Here is a 14,630-nt window from a genome sequence, read left to right as displayed (position 1 = left end):
CTTAGTCAACAGGTCGCAAGTACATCAGTCACACAATGGTGCTTTCTAAAACTTGTACACCAAAGGAAAACCAGCCCGACGGCATCTGCCTGGGCTGGTTCACTTTGCTAATGATTCACAATCCCTACGCGCGTCCCGGAGGAAGCAAGGCTTCCCACTTCCTCGCAGCCTTCTTTCCAAAGCAAGTAACGGATACTGTCTGCCAGCGCTTCCCAGCTTGCTTCGATGACGTTGGTGGAGACGCCGACTGTGCTCCACTTTTCGCCGTTGCTCGAGGATTCGATCAGGACGCGTACTTTTGCGGCAGTCGCGCCGTTTTCGTCCAAGACACGCACCTTGTAATCTTCCAGCTGCATTTTTGCAATGCACGGGTAGTAGCTTTCCAACGCTTTTCGCATCGCATTGTCCAGCGCATTCACCGGACCATTGCCATCAGCAGCCGTATGGACAGATTCCCCGTTTACACGCAGCTTCACAGTCGCCTCCGACGTGATCGATTGGACGGCTGCCTTTTCCAGCATGATCTTGAAGGAGTCTAGATTGAACAGGTTTTTCAGCTTGCCGGAGGCTTCCAACAGCATCAGCGTGAGCGAAGCCTCTGCTCCCTCGTATTGATAGCCTTGGAATTCGCGCTCTTTGATGTGTGTAATGATTTCTCTCGCCTTTTCGCGATCCAACGAAAGATCGATCTCCAGCTCTTCCATTTTGGCGAGCAAATTGCTTTGGCCAGCGAGCTCAGAAACGAGTACGCGACGTTTGTTGCCGATGTTTTCCGGCTCAATGTGCTCGTACGTTTTCGGATCGCGCATAACGGCGCTTACGTGAATACCACCCTTGTGAGCAAAAGCACTGTACCCGACAAACGGCTGGTTGTTCGGCATCGTCATGTTGGCAATTTCCGCTACATAGCGCGAGAGCTGTGTCAGCTCCTGCAATTGATCAGTGCTCACACAGTGATGGCCGAGCTTGAGCTGCAAATTCGGAACCACTGAGATCAGGTTGACGTTCCCACAGCGCTCACCGATGCCATTAATGGTTCCTTGTACTTGCTGTGCGCCCGCCTGAATCGCAGCTAGTGCATTGGCAACTGCCACTCCGCTGTCATTATGCGGATGAATGCCTACAGGCGTCCGCAGATGGCCCACAGTCGTTTTGACAATATCATAGACTTCATGCGGCAGTGTCCCGCCATTTGTATCACAGAGAACGATCCAGTCAGCTCCAGCTTCTTCTGCCGCTTCCAGCACTCGCAATGCGTAGCGCGGATTCGCCTTGTACCCATCGAAGAAATGCTCTGCCAAAAAGAGAGTCGTCAGTCCGTTCTCTTTTAAAAATGCGACCGAATCAGCGACCATGCGCACGTTTTCTTCCAATGTCGTCTTGAGAGCATCCGTCACGTGCAAGTCCCAGGATTTCCCGAAGATCGCCGCTGCCGAGGCTCCGCTTAAGATCAACGCTTGCAGATTGTCATCATCGGAAGCAGCTACATTCGGTCTACAGGTACTGCCAAAAGCCGTTACCTTTGCGTGCTGCAGCGAAATCTCCCGGATACGCTCAAAAAAAGCCATGTCCTTTGGATTGCTGCCCGGCCAACCGCCTTCAATAAAATCAATACCAAACTGGTCCAGCCGCAGTGCGATCTTTATCTTGTCTTCTACCGACAGGCTGATCCCCTCTCCCTGCGTACCATCTCGCAGGGTCGTATCATACAGATACACCTTGCTATTCATGTTTCTTCTCCACCTGTTCCGTTATTTTTCTGAATAATCACATCATTCTAACCGTTAGACGATTCCCAGTATACCACAGCCCAAATGGAAAGAAAACGCAGGAAAATAGAGGTTTTTTCTATGTCCGTGGGGTGCGGACAAATGCGACGGTTTGCTTGATCGCTGCTTCCAATGGAGCCGATGTACCCGCAAACGGATGACGCGTGTTAAATGTATGATCTCCGCCTTCTATCCAGTGCAGCTCGCTGTTTTTGGCAGCCTGATGAATTCTTTTTGCACCCTCTACCAGACGGACATAATCTTTTTCACCTGTGATGATGCACAGTGGTTGCTCCATCGCAGAAACCAGTTCCAAAATATTGTATTTCTGGCGATTGTTATCCACATCCTCGATCACGACTCTCGTGATTGGCATATCTTGACCAGTCCGCGCATTCGCTATGTATCCGACGCCTGTCTCTTCTATTTGTTGGCGCAGCTTCTCGTCGAACAAGTCGACATGAGCAATTCCGTTCCAAGTCACAATCCCTGCCACATGCAGGTTGTTCGCTCCGAATAGAATCGCGTCACCGCCGCCCTTGCTGTGTCCCAATACGTACAGCTTCGTTTTGTCCACATAATCAGGTACAGGAAGCTCGCCTGACAAAATCCGTTCCGTCAGCGCTTGCAAATCAGCCAGTTCACGCGCATACGTATTGCGCCCGAATTTCTCCAGCTCGTCGAACTCCGTCAAGCTCTCCCCTACACCATTGCAGCTAAAATTAAAGCGAATCGTGGTAATGCCTTGCTTGGCCAGCTCATCGGCTACATAGGGAAAACTTCCCCAATCCTTGAAGCCTTTAAAACCATGGCAAAACAGTAGCAGTGGCTGTGCTGTACCTGCCGCTTCCTCCGTATGAATGTCTCCTCGCAGTGTCAACTCCTCGTCGAGTTCGATGGAAAATGATTGTTTTTGCATGTGCGTTTCACCTCTTGTGCATTTTTTTATTATTATGCCGTGTCCCCCTCTGAAAAGAAACGGAAATACCAAAAAAAGAGACCTTCCTCTATGGAAGATCCCTCATTCGGTCAGATTGCTCTTATTAACGAGATACAACGCGTACTCCAACGGCCGTCGAACCGCCATCTTATATCGCTGGTGCTGACGCAACTGCTTGAAAATTTCTCTGCCTGGCTTCGGATTGATTTCGATAATCCAAACATTCCCGTGAATATCAATCCCCAGATCAAAGCCAAACTCCATCATCAGGCCGAAATGCTCTTCAATGCGTGTGACAGTCTTGATCGCGAGCTCCTTGCATTCCAGCACAATCCGCTCTGCCATTTCCTGACCAAATCGTTGGACCAAAAAGGAAACCGCAGGCAAAGCGGTTCCTCCCCCATGCAAATTCGAGGTGGACGATTGTATCGGCCCAACACGAATGCCCATCCCGGTCAAACACCACTGACCCTTCCCGTCCTTTTGCACAAGCATGCGAGCATCTACTGTTCGCTTGGGAACCAATGACAACCGTAGCCCCTGTTGAAGAAAAAACTGCTCGTTTCCGCTCTTCTCATTCTTCATCCAATGCTCCAGCCGCTCGCACACCTCTGTGAGCGTCGCCAGTTTTTCGCAGCTTTTGGCTTGCTTCTTGGTCCTGCCATGCAAAAGGTAGCGACCTGCTCGTTTCTCTACACGCAGTATGCTTCTGCCACCTGTGCCGTTTGTCGGCTTGAAGTAAACCAGACGATGATCGGCAAGCATCGCATCAAGCGTTTTTCTGTCGTAGGGGAGTGTTTCGGGAAGCCAGCGCTGTAGCTCAGGATCTTGTATCAAAATCTGATGTACGGCATATTTGTTCGAGAAGCGGTTATTCGCATAACGAAACAAGTCTTGCTTGCGAAATGGCAAATAGGCACGATGCTTGGGCAATGGATAGTAGCGATAACGGTCGATGACGATATCGGGCCAGGCAAAACGCTCTCGTCTCCACTTCGTGCCATCTGGTACAAAACCGTTGATCCGCTTTTCTGCAAACTGGACATCTTGTGGGCTAAACAAAAAAACCTCTGCCCCCAATTCTCTCCCTTCCTCAACCAGCCTTCGTAAAAAGCCGGGCTCGACAAAGCCTGATTCTCCTCGGTAGGTCAGTACGCCTATCCGTTTTCTCACCGAAAGGCCACTCCCTCCCTTGTTCGATTTTCTAGCTAGCCTCGTATAGCTTATGGTTGAAAGCAAAAAAAGCGCCTTTGTCCTATGTAGGCAAAAGCGCATCTTTCATGAATTTTCTTATCGTTGATGTGTTTCCAAATAGTGCAGGGCTGTTCGTCCCAAGAGCTCGCCTGCGATTAACATGGCATCCTCGTCGATATCAAAACGTGGATGATGATGGGGATATGTCGCCAGTTTTTCTGGATTGCCTGCTCCTACGAACAGGTAAGCGCCGGGCACCTTTTCCAAGTAGTACGAAAAGTCCTCGCCACCCATCAACGGCTTCATCGATTCCACGCGACCAACTCCGAATGCAGCAATGGCTGCTTCCTGTGCGATCGTTGCTTCTTTTTCATGGTTAATGACGGCTGGATACCCTCGATCGTAGACAACTGTAGCGCTGCCTCCCATCATGGCAGCTGTCCCCTCCGCAATTTCTGTCAGGCGCTGCTCCGCACGATCGCGGACGTCTGGCAAAAAGGTGCGGACAGTCCCTGTCAAACGACAGCTATCTGCGATGATGTTCGTACTGTCTCCGCCGTGGAACGTCCCCACGGTCACGACCACACTTTCTAACGGGCTGACGTTGCGGCTGGCAATCGTTTGGAGATGACCGACGATTTGTGAACCGATCACAATGGAGTCGACGGTTTCTTCTGGAACAGCACCGTGTCCCCCTTTTCCTTTGATCTCGATGGAAAAGTCGTCCGTATTCGCCATCAGGGGACCTGCGCTAATGTATACCTTCCCCACAGGGAACATCGACCAGAGATGAACGCCAAAGATCGCATCGACGCCATCTACTGCACCATCCTGAACCATTTGGGTAGCTCCGCCCGGATTTTCCTCTTCCGCATGCTGAAAGACAAAGCGAATTTCACCGGCAAACTGCTCACGATGTGCTGCCAAAACAGAAGCGAGTCCTAATAGCTGGGAAGTGTGCGCATCATGACCACACGCATGCATGACGCCAGGGACGGTAGATTTATACGGCACTTCTTTTTGATCTTGAATCGGCAGTGCGTCAAAATCCGCACGCAACGCGACGACCTTACCCGGGCGCCCTCCGCGCAAAACGCCGATGACTCCTCTACCGCCCACGCCTGTGCGAACCTCATCAAAGTGAAGTCCTCTTAATATTTCGGCAATGAGGGCTGGGGTCTTCTCCTCTTGAAAGGAAAGCTCGGGATGCTGGTGTAGATGACGCCTCCAGCTAATGATTTGCGGCTCCATCTCTTTGAGTAGCTCTTTTAATTGTTCCTGCAAGGCCATGGTTCTTACTCCTCCCCCTGAATGCCCATTCTTCTCCCATCATAGCAGAATCATGGACCAAATGGGGAGCTTGACTAATCCAGAGCGAGCATGCTGCGTTTTCGCTTCTCAAAGACCGCAAAGCTCGTATAGCCTACCCGTTTCAACTGGGCTCGAGCCTCGTCCAACTGCTGACCGACTTGATCAGGGGCAGTAGCGCTAGACGCCAATGTGATGGGCACCTCATTCTGGAACAAAATTTCCAAAAAACGATAGCTGGGCGAAAATTCCCGGAGCTGACTCGCCAGACCGTAGCCTGTATTGATTTCTGTCGCAATTCCGCTGCGTCCAAGAGCGCGGGCCACACGCTGATAATACGGCAATAGGGCAGTTTCATCCGGTCGCACACCAAACGCTTTGATGCCATCGATATGGGCAATGACATCGAATAATTGCGATTCGATCGCCTGCTCCAGCTTATCAAAATAAAGGCTGTACAATCCGATTAGCTCCTGTCTTCCAAAGCGTTCTCGTGCATCGTGGATCGGATAGCCCCAGCCTTCCAGAAAATGCACGGCCCCTATGCACACATCCCAAGGATATTGATTGATGACATGCCGCAGCGTCTCTTCTCCACCTGAAAAATAATCCAGTTCAATCCCCACACGCAGCTCAATCCCATCCTCCGCCCAACGAAGCCGCTCTTTTTGCAGGAAAACAACAAAGCTGTCCAGTGAGTCATTTGCGACCTGACTCAGCCATTTGCGCTGCGCGGTCCCCAAGCGATCAGAGCCGATGTGCACATGCTGTTCGTAGTACGACCGATAGTCTAGAAAACGGTATAAGTGCTCGACCACGCAAACTTGCTGAATCCCCGCCTGTTTGGCACGTAATCGATACAATTCCAGCCAATCTCGTGAATACGGGCCTTGTTGAAGGCGTTCTGCCAACCCATTGGTCAGCATACTTGCCCATTTTCGGCTCCCCTTCACTTCGGCATGCTCCACGAGGGGGCGCAATGATTCCGCTTGCTTGAGCAACCAGTCCAGCGAATACGGCCCTTCCTCCAGATGGACGTGAAAGTCTACCTTCATCCCGATCACCTCCTTGGGTTCGTCCCTGCTGTTTTCTATCGTTTATATGCATGTGGTTCCATACATATGTCGAGTATTCACATGACGAGCGACCTAGCAAAAGAGGTGAAAAAAGAACAAAAAAAATGCCTCAGCAACGAGGCATTTTCCACAATCAGCTATTTTTTCGCTCATACACGTAAAACGCATGCGGATAAACGTTCTTCTCATCCACGATACCCTCACGCTTGTCCACCAAAGTGTACGCATCACGATCCCATGCTGGGAAAAACGTATCGCCCTCTGTTTCCAAATCGATCTCCGTAATGTACAGACGATCCACGACATCGAGGAACTGACGATAAATTTCCGAGCCACCAAAGATGATGACATCACCCATTGCGAGCACTTCGTCCTTCGTATGGACGACATCTACACCTTCAGGGTGAAAATCCTGACTGCGTGTCAGGACGACATTTCTGCGGTTAGGCAGCGGCTTGCCGATCGATTCAAACGTTTTGCGTCCCATCACGATCGTTTTGCCTGTCGTTAATTCCTTCACATTTTTCAAGTCGGCAGGAAGGTGCCACGGCATGTCGCCATCTTTTCCGATGACTTGGTTACGGGCATAGGCAACAATCAGGCTGATCATACGGCCACCTCGCCTTTGATGTGCGGGTGTGATTCGTAGCCGACGATTTCAATATCTTCGTATTTGAAGTCAAAAATCGAAGTCACTTCTGGATTAAGCACGAGCTTCGGCAGTGGTTTCGGCTCGCGAGTGAGCTGCAGCTTGACCTGCTCGATATGGTTGAGATACAGATGAGCATCACCGATCGTATGAACAAAATCGCCCACTTCAAGTCCGGTGACATGCGCCACCATATGCGTCAGCAAAGCGTAGGAAGCGATATTAAACGGCACACCCAAAAACGTGTCGCCACTGCGCTGATACAGCTGGCAGGATAACTTGCCATTCGCTACGTAAAACTGGAACAACAGGTGACAAGGCGGCAATGCCATCTTGTCCAATTCAGCCGGATTCCACGCGCTAACGATCAAGCGGCGAGAGTCCGGATTGCGTTTGATCTCATCAATGACCCATTGAATCTGGTCCACTGTTTTGCCGTCGCGTCCAGTAAAGGAGCGCCATTGGCTTCCGTATACCGGGCCCAAATCTCCGTTTTCGTCGGCCCATTCGTTCCAGATCCGCACGCCGTTTTCCTGCAAGTAGCGGACATTGGTATCGCCCGATAAAAACCAGAGCAATTCGTGGATGATCGATTTCATATGCAGCTTTTTCGTCGTGACCATTGGAAAACCTTCACTCAGGTCAAAACGCATCTGATGCCCAAAAACACTGGTCGTTCCGGTGCCTGTCCGATCCTCTTTTGTGGCACCCTCATCTAAAATGCGCTGGCACAAATCCAGGTATTGTTTCATCGTCCATCTCTCCTTCCATCTCATCTATTTTACCTGACCCAGACAAAAATGAAAGATCGGAATGTCATGATATAATAAATGGATAAATGTAGAAAGCGGGATTCGTATGGATGGCATATCTTCTGTGGCTACAAAGCCCTTATATAAACAAATAGCAGAGCAAATCGAGCAAAGAATCAGCAGTGGTGAATTCGGTCCTGGTAGCTATTTGCCCTCGGAGCGCACGCTGGCCAAAGAACTGAACGTCAACCGTTCTACTGTCGTCGCTGCATACGATGAGCTGCAAGCAGCAGGTATGATCGAGCGCATACAAGGAAGTGGCACCATCGTCAGCCAAGATATTTGGGGACTGGCACGGACCCGCGTTCCGAACTGGCGTCATTTGACGGAGTCAGGGTCGTTTCGTCCGAATTTACCGTTGATTCGCAAAATCCGCCGTGAAACACAGGAAAATGAGTTAATCGATTTGGCGAGTGGCGAGCTCTCGATCGATCTCATCCCCAATCAATCGCTTCAGCAGCTCATGACCCCCGATGACTTCCCGGCTCATCTCGGCTATGAGCATCCGCAGGGCAATTGGGCTTTGCGAGAGACATTGAGTCTCCATATGAAAACATGGCGAAGCATCGCAGCACCTGCTACCTCGATCCTGATCACATCAGGCGCGCAGCAGGCTCTTCATCTCGTCGTTCAATGTCTGTTAAAGCCAGGGGATGCGGTTGCCATTGAGGAGCCGTCTTACTGTTATTCCTTGCCGCTTTTTCATTCCGCTGGCTTGCGTACGTTCTCGCTGCCTGTCGACCGGAACGGAATCGACCCGAAGCACTTGGCCCAGCTGCACCGACAGCACCGCATCAAAATGGTTTTTCTCAATCCGAATTATCAAAACCCGACAGGGACACTGCTTTCATTGGAGCGGCGTCAGGAATTGCTCGCGTTCTCCTATGAAAACGGGATTCCGATCATCGAGGATGATCCATACAGCTTGACCAGTTTTTCGAGAGAACCCGTCCCAACCTTAAAATCGCTGGATCAACACGGAACAGTACTCTACATCAGCTCTTTGACCAAAATTGTCGCCTCAGGTCTGCGGATCGGCTGGATCGTCGGGCCCCCTACTGTCATGGAAAGACTGGCAGATGCGAAACAGCAGTTTGATTTTGGACACAGCATTTTTCCGCAATGGCTAGCGAATCGCTTTCTCGGATCGCCTCAGTTTGCGAGTCATATCGACCTTTTGCGAACAGAGCTGTCCTTACGGCACGATCAGCTTGTTTCTTCTCTTCAAGACAAGTTCGGTGATCAAGTAGAAATGGTCGGTTCAGAAGGAGGAATTCACCTGTGGTGTAAATTCAAAGGGGAATGGAGCGGCGAAACTCTTCTCACAGAATCAGTCAAACGGGGAGTTGTCTTCGTTCCAGGACATCTTTTCGGGGCAGAGCAAGGATATGTCCGCTTCACCTTTGGCAGAGCTACCCTCGATCAGATCCCTGAGGCAGTTGCGCGCTTAGCGGATGCATTCATGGCAAGTGGATGGGCAAAATAATCCCCAAGTGGATGGCAACATTTTTGTGCGGTCGGTATATGATCGAGGTAAGCTACCGTATGCATCCTCGTGTATATCCAGCAGGATGACTGTGCCATACAGAAAGGACTGGCTGTTATGAGTATTTTGCCTTTCATTATTGCTATTATTGTACTTGTTCTTATAGGTCTCGTCGTTACGATAAAAATCGGAATTAACCCATCCGAATCTAAAGTGCGGGACTTTAAACAACGTTCCCGCAATCTGTTGATCATTTACGGCATCATTACAATCGCTCTGGTTATAGCTTTGTCAGTCTTTCTCTACAACAACCTTTGATCACAATCCCGAAAGCTACGTGACATAAATAAGACGCCGTCTGCCTTGTACAGGTATGACGGCGTTTTTGAAATCGAAGGAATTCCTTCGTCATGTGTTTTTAGAAGATGATACCTCTTTTACACGATTTTCTTCGCTACATTGGCTGCTTGCAGTCCCCGCTGTCCATTCACAATCTCAAAAACCACCTGCTCGCCTTCCTCCAAATTCCGGTAACCTGACCCCGTGATCGCAGAATAGTGTACGAATACATCTGGTCCTCCATCGCGCTCAATAAACCCATAGCCCTTTTCTTTGCTGAACCATTTTACTTTCCCTTGAATCATTGTGTTTCCTCCCTGTAATCAATGCAGCTCTTACGCTTACCTCATCATATGCGGATGCGAAGTCAGTGGATATACGGTAAAATAAATAAAGTATGAATCGTCACGCCAGAAAGGAGTGAATCACATGAAAAAAGCATTGATTATTGCATGCGCGCTGCTGCTCACTGCCTGCTCGGAAATATCCGAAGGGGTCCAAACCGCTCAGCAAGCAGTAGAAACAGGTCAACAAGCGATTGAGACAGGCAAACAGGCTGTCGAAGCGGGCCAACAAGTTCTGGAAGCCGGCAAGCAACTGGCGGAGTCTGAAGTCGCCAAACAGCTGCAAGCATACCTCCAACAAAAATACGAATCCTCTGAAGCATTGCGTAATGCCATGTTCAGTGGAGATGGTCAGTTGCTCGTAGAAGAATTGCAAAAGACCGAGCTAGCGAACTTCAGCTTTTACAAATCTGACATGTTTGGTGTTGAATATACAGGCACGCTCTCTGCCGATGGTACTTTCAAAGTGCTTAAGCACGATTTGAACAACCAAGGTGCGGAGCCTACTGTCGTAAAGGAATTCAAAGTAACACTCGACGGAAACGGTCAGGTTCAAGTTCAGTAATTTGGAAAATGTTTCAAGAAAAGCCTGCGATCAATCATCGCGGGCTTTTTCGTGTTATTAAAAAACTTTTTATTGAGGCTCTACAAAATTTTCTGTGTTTCCTTATAGATTTTTATAATTGGGCATGATAACGTGTAAGATGTTCATATAAAATTCATAAATACTAAACACAACGAGGTGATGCCCATGAATATGCTACTCGCATCTATTATTGTGTACATGGCAGGTATGCTCTTGATCGGCTATTATGCCTACAAGCGTACCTCTAATCTGACAGACTACATGCTCGGCGGTCGGTCGCTCGGTCCAACTGTAACCGCTCTCAGTGCAGGTGCATCCGACATGAGTGGCTGGTTAATGATGGGGCTGCCAGGTGCCATGTTTGCCCAAGGTCTTAGCGCATCCTGGATTGCCATCGGTCTAACTCTCGGAGCTTATGCCAACTGGCTGTATGTCGCTCCCCGCCTTCGTTCGTATACGGAGGTTGCCAACAACTCGATTACGATTCCCGCTTTTTTGGAAAATCGTTTCGGGGACGGGTCTCGGATGCTTCGTCTTGTCTCGGCACTTGTTATTATGATCTTTTTTACTTTTTACGTCTCTTCCGGTCTCGTTTCTGGAGGCGTGTTGTTTGAAAACACCTTCCACCTGAGCTATCAAACCGGACTATGGATTGTCGGATTGGTCACCATTGCTTACACATTGTTTGGCGGCTTCCTCGCTGTAAGCTGGACGGACGCTGTACAAGGACTCATTATGGTCATCGCGCTCATTCTCGTTCCGCTCGTGACCGTTCTTACAGCAGGTGGATTGGGAGAAACGTTTACGGAGATCCACGCTGTCGATCCCTCTTTGCTCGATATTTTTAAAGGGACGAGCCTGCTCGGTATCATTTCCTTGTTTGCATGGGGGCTCGGTTATTTCGGACAACCGCACATTATCGTTCGCTTTATGGCGATCACGTCCACGAGTGAGATCAAAAAAGCACGCAGCATCGGTATGGGCTGGATGATTTTCTCCGTCGCTGGCGCCATGCTGACAGGTCTGGTCGGTATCGCCCTGTACTCCAAGCAAGGCTGGACGTTGAGCGATCCTGAGACGATCTTCATACAGTTGGGTACGATCCTGTTCCATCCACTCATTACCGGCTTTTTGCTGGCGGCGATTTTGGCAGCGATCATGAGTACGATTTCCTCTCAGCTGCTCGTCACTTCCAGCTCCTTGACCGAGGATATTTACAAAACCTTTTTCAAGCGTTCTGCCACTGACAAAGAGCTGGTCACGATTGGCCGCTTGTCCGTATTGCTTGTATCTGTCGTCGCCTTTTTGCTCGCCTTGAATAAAAATGACACGATCCTCGATCTCGTCGGATATGCGTGGGCCGGGTTCGGTGCTTCATTTGGGCCTGTCATTCTGCTCTCCCTCTATTGGAAGCGCATGAACAAATGGGGTGCTCTCGCGGGAATGGTCGCTGGCGCGCTTACCGTTATCATCTGGACTCGTTTTGATGTGCTGAAGGACTTCCTTTATGAGATGGTTCCCGGCTTTGCCATTAGCCTGCTCGCCATCGTGGTTGTCAGCCATTTGACCAGCAAGCCTTCGAATGAGGTAACCGCTCAGTTTGATGAGTACCAAAAAAGCATGAAATAATCCTTGCCGACAAAAGCCAAGCAGCCTATGCGCTGGACAACTGCCCTGTCCCGCGCCATAGGCTGCTTTTTTCTGTTGAAACTATTTGAGACCCTCATCGTAAATCATCCATAACCTCACAAAAAGGAGGGACAAAAACTGATGATGATGTCCGGCTTGATTATTGGTGTATCCCTTTTGATTTTTGGCATGCTCGGGATGGCTTGCTACCGCTTTTTTGTCCAAAAGAAACCAGTCGAGCAATACTACACCCCGCTAGATCGCGTATTTGGGCAAACGCCAGTTGAATTTCATGAACAAAAGATCGAAAAGAAAGAGTCAGAGGAAGAAGAAGGTGATGACAAGGATAAGAACGAGAAGATTCGGCAAATGCGCAGATTATAACGAAAACCAAGCTTCTGCCAAACGACTGATTCCTATCGCAATGTCTTGTTCCTCCACTCCACCAAATCCAACGATGATGCGCGGCCGTGCATTCGTCGGATCATTGGCCCAGTTATGGCCGCTCGGATAAACGCGAACATCAGCCGCACGCGCCAGCTCGATCAGCTCTTTCTCCGTTCGGGAAGTATCTACCTCCAGCAAAATATGCAGCCCTGCTGACTGTCCCAATACTCGGACTTCCTGGGGCATGTAGGTCTGTATCGCCCGAAGCAATGCATCATGCTTGCGGTGATAGACGGTGCGCATTTTTCGGACATGCTTTTCCCAGTAGCCCTTTTGCATGAACAACTGCATGCTCCGTTGCAAATGGCGGGAAACCGGAGAAGGATACGCCTGGAATGCTTCCAAATATCGCCCGAGCAATTGCCTCGGAAGTACCGTGTAATCCAAGCGAAGTGCTGGAGAAAATGCTTTGGAAAAATTGCCGATATAAACCACACATCCGTCCCGATCCATTCCTTGCAGAGATGGTGTAGGGTGGACATTGTAGCGGAATTCGCCATCGTAATCATTTTCGATGATGATTCCGTTCTTTCTCTTTGCCCATTGCAGCAATTGTTGACGCTGACCGATTGGCATGACCATCCCATACGGAAATTGATGGGCAGGCGTCGTGTACACGACCGTTGCGTTGCTTTTCTCCAAGGCTTCTATGGACAGCCCATCTTCCCCAAGCGGGATTGACACGACCTCATAACCGTGATGGGAAAAGACGATCCGTGCATCTGCATAGCCAGGCTCCTCGATTGCAACCACACGATGCCGATCTGCCAAGAGCAGACATAAAAAGCTGAGAGCCTGCTGTAATCCGGTACCGATGATGATTTGCTCAGGCCGACAAATGAGCGTACGTGCTCTTCGCAAATATTTACTGAGCTCCTCTCTCAGCTCCCACTCTCCTTGATTATCCCCGTAAAAAGAAAAGTCCTCCGGATAGACATCCAGCGCTTCCAGCATGCAGGAGCGCCATGTAGCGTAAGGAAACGACTTCGTATCGATGACAGAGCCGTGAAAGTTGTAGCGACAGGTGAGATGCTCCCCTTTTTTCTTTTTCAAGATGGACGAGTACAAGGCACTCTCCTCATCCTGATCCACTGGCTCTGACCATCTCTCGATCTCAGCAGCAAAAAAGCCGCTCCGCTCCCGGCTCACGATGTAGCCTTCTGCGAGCAGTTGCTGATAGGCTGCCTCAATCGTATTTTTTCCGACGCCACTTGCTTTCATCAACTGACGGATCGACGGCATCTTGGTTCCGGACGGTATCTCTCCTGATGCAATCCGTTTGCTCAATTGCTTGTATAGCTGCTGATACAGAGGTTCTTTGCTCTGTGCATCCATAATCGGCATGTACTCCATCAGCGGCCCTCCAATCTGTGCCCATCTATCTCTCTCAAACTGTCACTGTATATAGGAGCAGTTCTCTTTTACAATGATTGTACCAGATTCACCCACACGAAAGGAGAACAAGTCATGCGTATTCATTTGCAAGGAGAAAAGGTCATTTTGCGAGATATTCGAGCAGAAGATATCGATACGATCTACTATTGGAAATACGAAGCAGAAGATCGTGAACATCTCAATTGGAATGGCCCCTATAAACCTCTTGATCCGTACACAAAAGAAGAGTATCGTGCTCTCCCACGCTACCAGGAGTCTCTCGCTCTCGTCGGGACAGATGCACCAAGAACCGAGCTGATGATTGAGATTGACGCCGAGTTAATAGGTAGTGTCGGTCGCTACTGGGTATCCGAGGAGACGAACTGGTGCGAAATCGGAATCGTCATTTACGACTCCCGTTACTGGCAGAATGGTTATGGCCGGGAAGCGTTTCGGATGTGGATCGACTACTTGTTTACCCACATGGATACTGTCCGTTTAGGCATTGGTACGTGGTCTGGCAACGAACGGATGATCAAGCTGGCTGCTCACATGGGAATGGTGGAAGAAGCGCGAGTACGTAAAGCAAGGATTGTTCGCGGTGAATATTACGATGCGATTAAGATGGGGATTTTGCGCGAGGAATGGGAGAATCGGAAATAACAAAGGGCAATCCC

15 protein-coding genes are annotated in these 14,630 nt (G+C 49.7%); 6 read left to right on the top strand and 9 right to left on the bottom strand.

Annotated elements, in window-relative coordinates; translation table 11 throughout:
* Window positions 1-107: 107 nt before the first annotated feature.
* From cimA to ACFVS2_RS16720, 7 genes are all read right to left on the bottom strand, one after another.
* Complete coding sequence (gene cimA / locus ACFVS2_RS16750) at window positions 108-1,730, bottom strand: citramalate synthase (RefSeq protein ID WP_390235766.1); 1,623 nt, start codon at window positions 1,728-1,730, stop codon at window positions 108-110.
* Window positions 1,731-1,848: 118 nt separating this feature from the next.
* Entirely contained in the window at window positions 1,849-2,688 is an 840-nt protein-coding gene (locus ACFVS2_RS16745) for an alpha/beta hydrolase (RefSeq protein ID WP_390235764.1), read from the bottom strand.
* Between the two features lie 102 nt (window positions 2,689-2,790).
* Window positions 2,791-3,882 carry a YheC/YheD family endospore coat-associated protein gene (locus tag ACFVS2_RS16740; protein WP_173618663.1) on the bottom strand — a complete coding sequence of 364 codons (1,092 nt, stop codon included), beginning with the start codon at window positions 3,880-3,882 and terminating at the stop codon, window positions 2,791-2,793.
* Between the two features lie 117 nt (window positions 3,883-3,999).
* Window positions 4,000-5,193: a M20 metallopeptidase family protein gene (locus ACFVS2_RS16735; protein WP_390235761.1), complete on the bottom strand. Its 1,194-nt coding sequence runs from the start codon at window positions 5,191-5,193 to the stop codon at window positions 4,000-4,002.
* A 74-nt stretch (window positions 5,194-5,267) separates the two neighbouring features.
* The gene (locus ACFVS2_RS16730) at window positions 5,268-6,266 is read right to left on the bottom strand and encodes a histidinol phosphate phosphatase domain-containing protein (RefSeq protein WP_390235759.1); all 999 of its coding nucleotides are present in this window, start codon (window positions 6,264-6,266) and stop codon (window positions 5,268-5,270) included.
* A 154-nt stretch (window positions 6,267-6,420) separates the two neighbouring features.
* The gene (locus ACFVS2_RS16725) at window positions 6,421-6,897 is read right to left on the bottom strand and encodes a dihydrofolate reductase (RefSeq protein WP_173618666.1); all 477 of its coding nucleotides are present in this window, start codon (window positions 6,895-6,897) and stop codon (window positions 6,421-6,423) included.
* A complete protein-coding gene (locus ACFVS2_RS16720; RefSeq protein ID WP_173618667.1) occupies window positions 6,894-7,688 on the bottom strand; it encodes a thymidylate synthase in 795 nt (264 codons plus the stop codon). The genes ACFVS2_RS16725 and ACFVS2_RS16720 overlap by 4 nt, the downstream gene beginning before the upstream one ends.
* A 106-nt stretch (window positions 7,689-7,794) precedes the next feature.
* Here ACFVS2_RS16720 and pdxR (ACFVS2_RS16715) point away from each other — a divergent pair, with 106 nt between their 5' ends.
* Together pdxR (ACFVS2_RS16715) and ACFVS2_RS16710 are read left to right on the top strand one after the other, a co-directional pair.
* Window positions 7,795-9,234: a MocR-like pyridoxine biosynthesis transcription factor PdxR gene (gene pdxR / locus ACFVS2_RS16715; RefSeq protein WP_390235757.1), complete on the top strand. Its 1,440-nt coding sequence runs from the start codon at window positions 7,795-7,797 to the stop codon at window positions 9,232-9,234.
* A 117-nt stretch (window positions 9,235-9,351) separates the two neighbouring features.
* Window positions 9,352-9,552, top strand: a complete 201-nt coding sequence (locus ACFVS2_RS16710) for a hypothetical protein (protein ID WP_047071580.1) — start codon at window positions 9,352-9,354, stop codon at window positions 9,550-9,552.
* A gap of 119 nt (window positions 9,553-9,671) precedes the next feature.
* On the opposite strand, the gene ACFVS2_RS16705 is transcribed toward ACFVS2_RS16710, so the two are convergent.
* Complete coding sequence (locus ACFVS2_RS16705; RefSeq protein ID WP_048034192.1) at window positions 9,672-9,878, bottom strand: cold-shock protein; 207 nt, start codon at window positions 9,876-9,878, stop codon at window positions 9,672-9,674.
* Window positions 9,879-10,002: 124 nt separating this feature from the next.
* On the opposite strand from ACFVS2_RS16705, the gene ACFVS2_RS16700 reads away from it, so the two are divergent.
* The 3 genes from ACFVS2_RS16700 to ACFVS2_RS16690 all read left to right on the top strand — a co-directional run bounded on the left by ACFVS2_RS16700 (window position 10,003) and on the right by ACFVS2_RS16690 (window position 12,516).
* Window positions 10,003-10,482 (top strand): outer membrane protein assembly factor BamD, encoded by a 480-nt coding sequence (locus tag ACFVS2_RS16700; protein ID WP_390235753.1) that lies wholly within the window; start codon window positions 10,003-10,005, stop codon window positions 10,480-10,482.
* A 186-nt stretch (window positions 10,483-10,668) separates the two neighbouring features.
* On the top strand, window positions 10,669-12,132 hold the full coding sequence (gene putP / locus ACFVS2_RS16695; RefSeq protein ID WP_173618670.1) for a sodium/proline symporter PutP: 1,464 nt from the start codon (window positions 10,669-10,671) through the stop codon (window positions 12,130-12,132).
* 141 nt (window positions 12,133-12,273) lie between these two features.
* On the top strand, window positions 12,274-12,516 hold the full coding sequence (locus ACFVS2_RS16690) for a DUF3951 domain-containing protein (protein WP_390235750.1): 243 nt from the start codon (window positions 12,274-12,276) through the stop codon (window positions 12,514-12,516).
* Here ACFVS2_RS16690 and pdxR (ACFVS2_RS16685) read toward each other — a convergent pair.
* The gene (pdxR, locus tag ACFVS2_RS16685) at window positions 12,511-13,932 is read right to left on the bottom strand and encodes a MocR-like pyridoxine biosynthesis transcription factor PdxR (RefSeq protein ID WP_390235748.1); all 1,422 of its coding nucleotides are present in this window, start codon (window positions 13,930-13,932) and stop codon (window positions 12,511-12,513) included. The genes ACFVS2_RS16690 and pdxR (ACFVS2_RS16685) overlap by 6 nt on opposite strands.
* 114 nt (window positions 13,933-14,046) lie before the next feature.
* On the opposite strand from pdxR (ACFVS2_RS16685), the gene ACFVS2_RS16680 reads away from it, so the two are divergent.
* On the top strand, window positions 14,047-14,616 hold the full coding sequence (locus ACFVS2_RS16680) for a GNAT family N-acetyltransferase (RefSeq protein WP_390235746.1): 570 nt from the start codon (window positions 14,047-14,049) through the stop codon (window positions 14,614-14,616).
* Window positions 14,617-14,630: the final 14 nt, after the last annotated feature.

Origin of the sequence: Brevibacillus sp. NPDC058079 (assembly GCF_042885155.1) — a bacterium.
Taxonomy (GTDB): domain Bacteria; phylum Bacillota; class Bacilli; order Brevibacillales; family Brevibacillaceae; genus Brevibacillus.
Note: the sequence above shows the minus strand (reverse complement) of the source record. Positions and strands in the feature narration are given on the sequence as shown.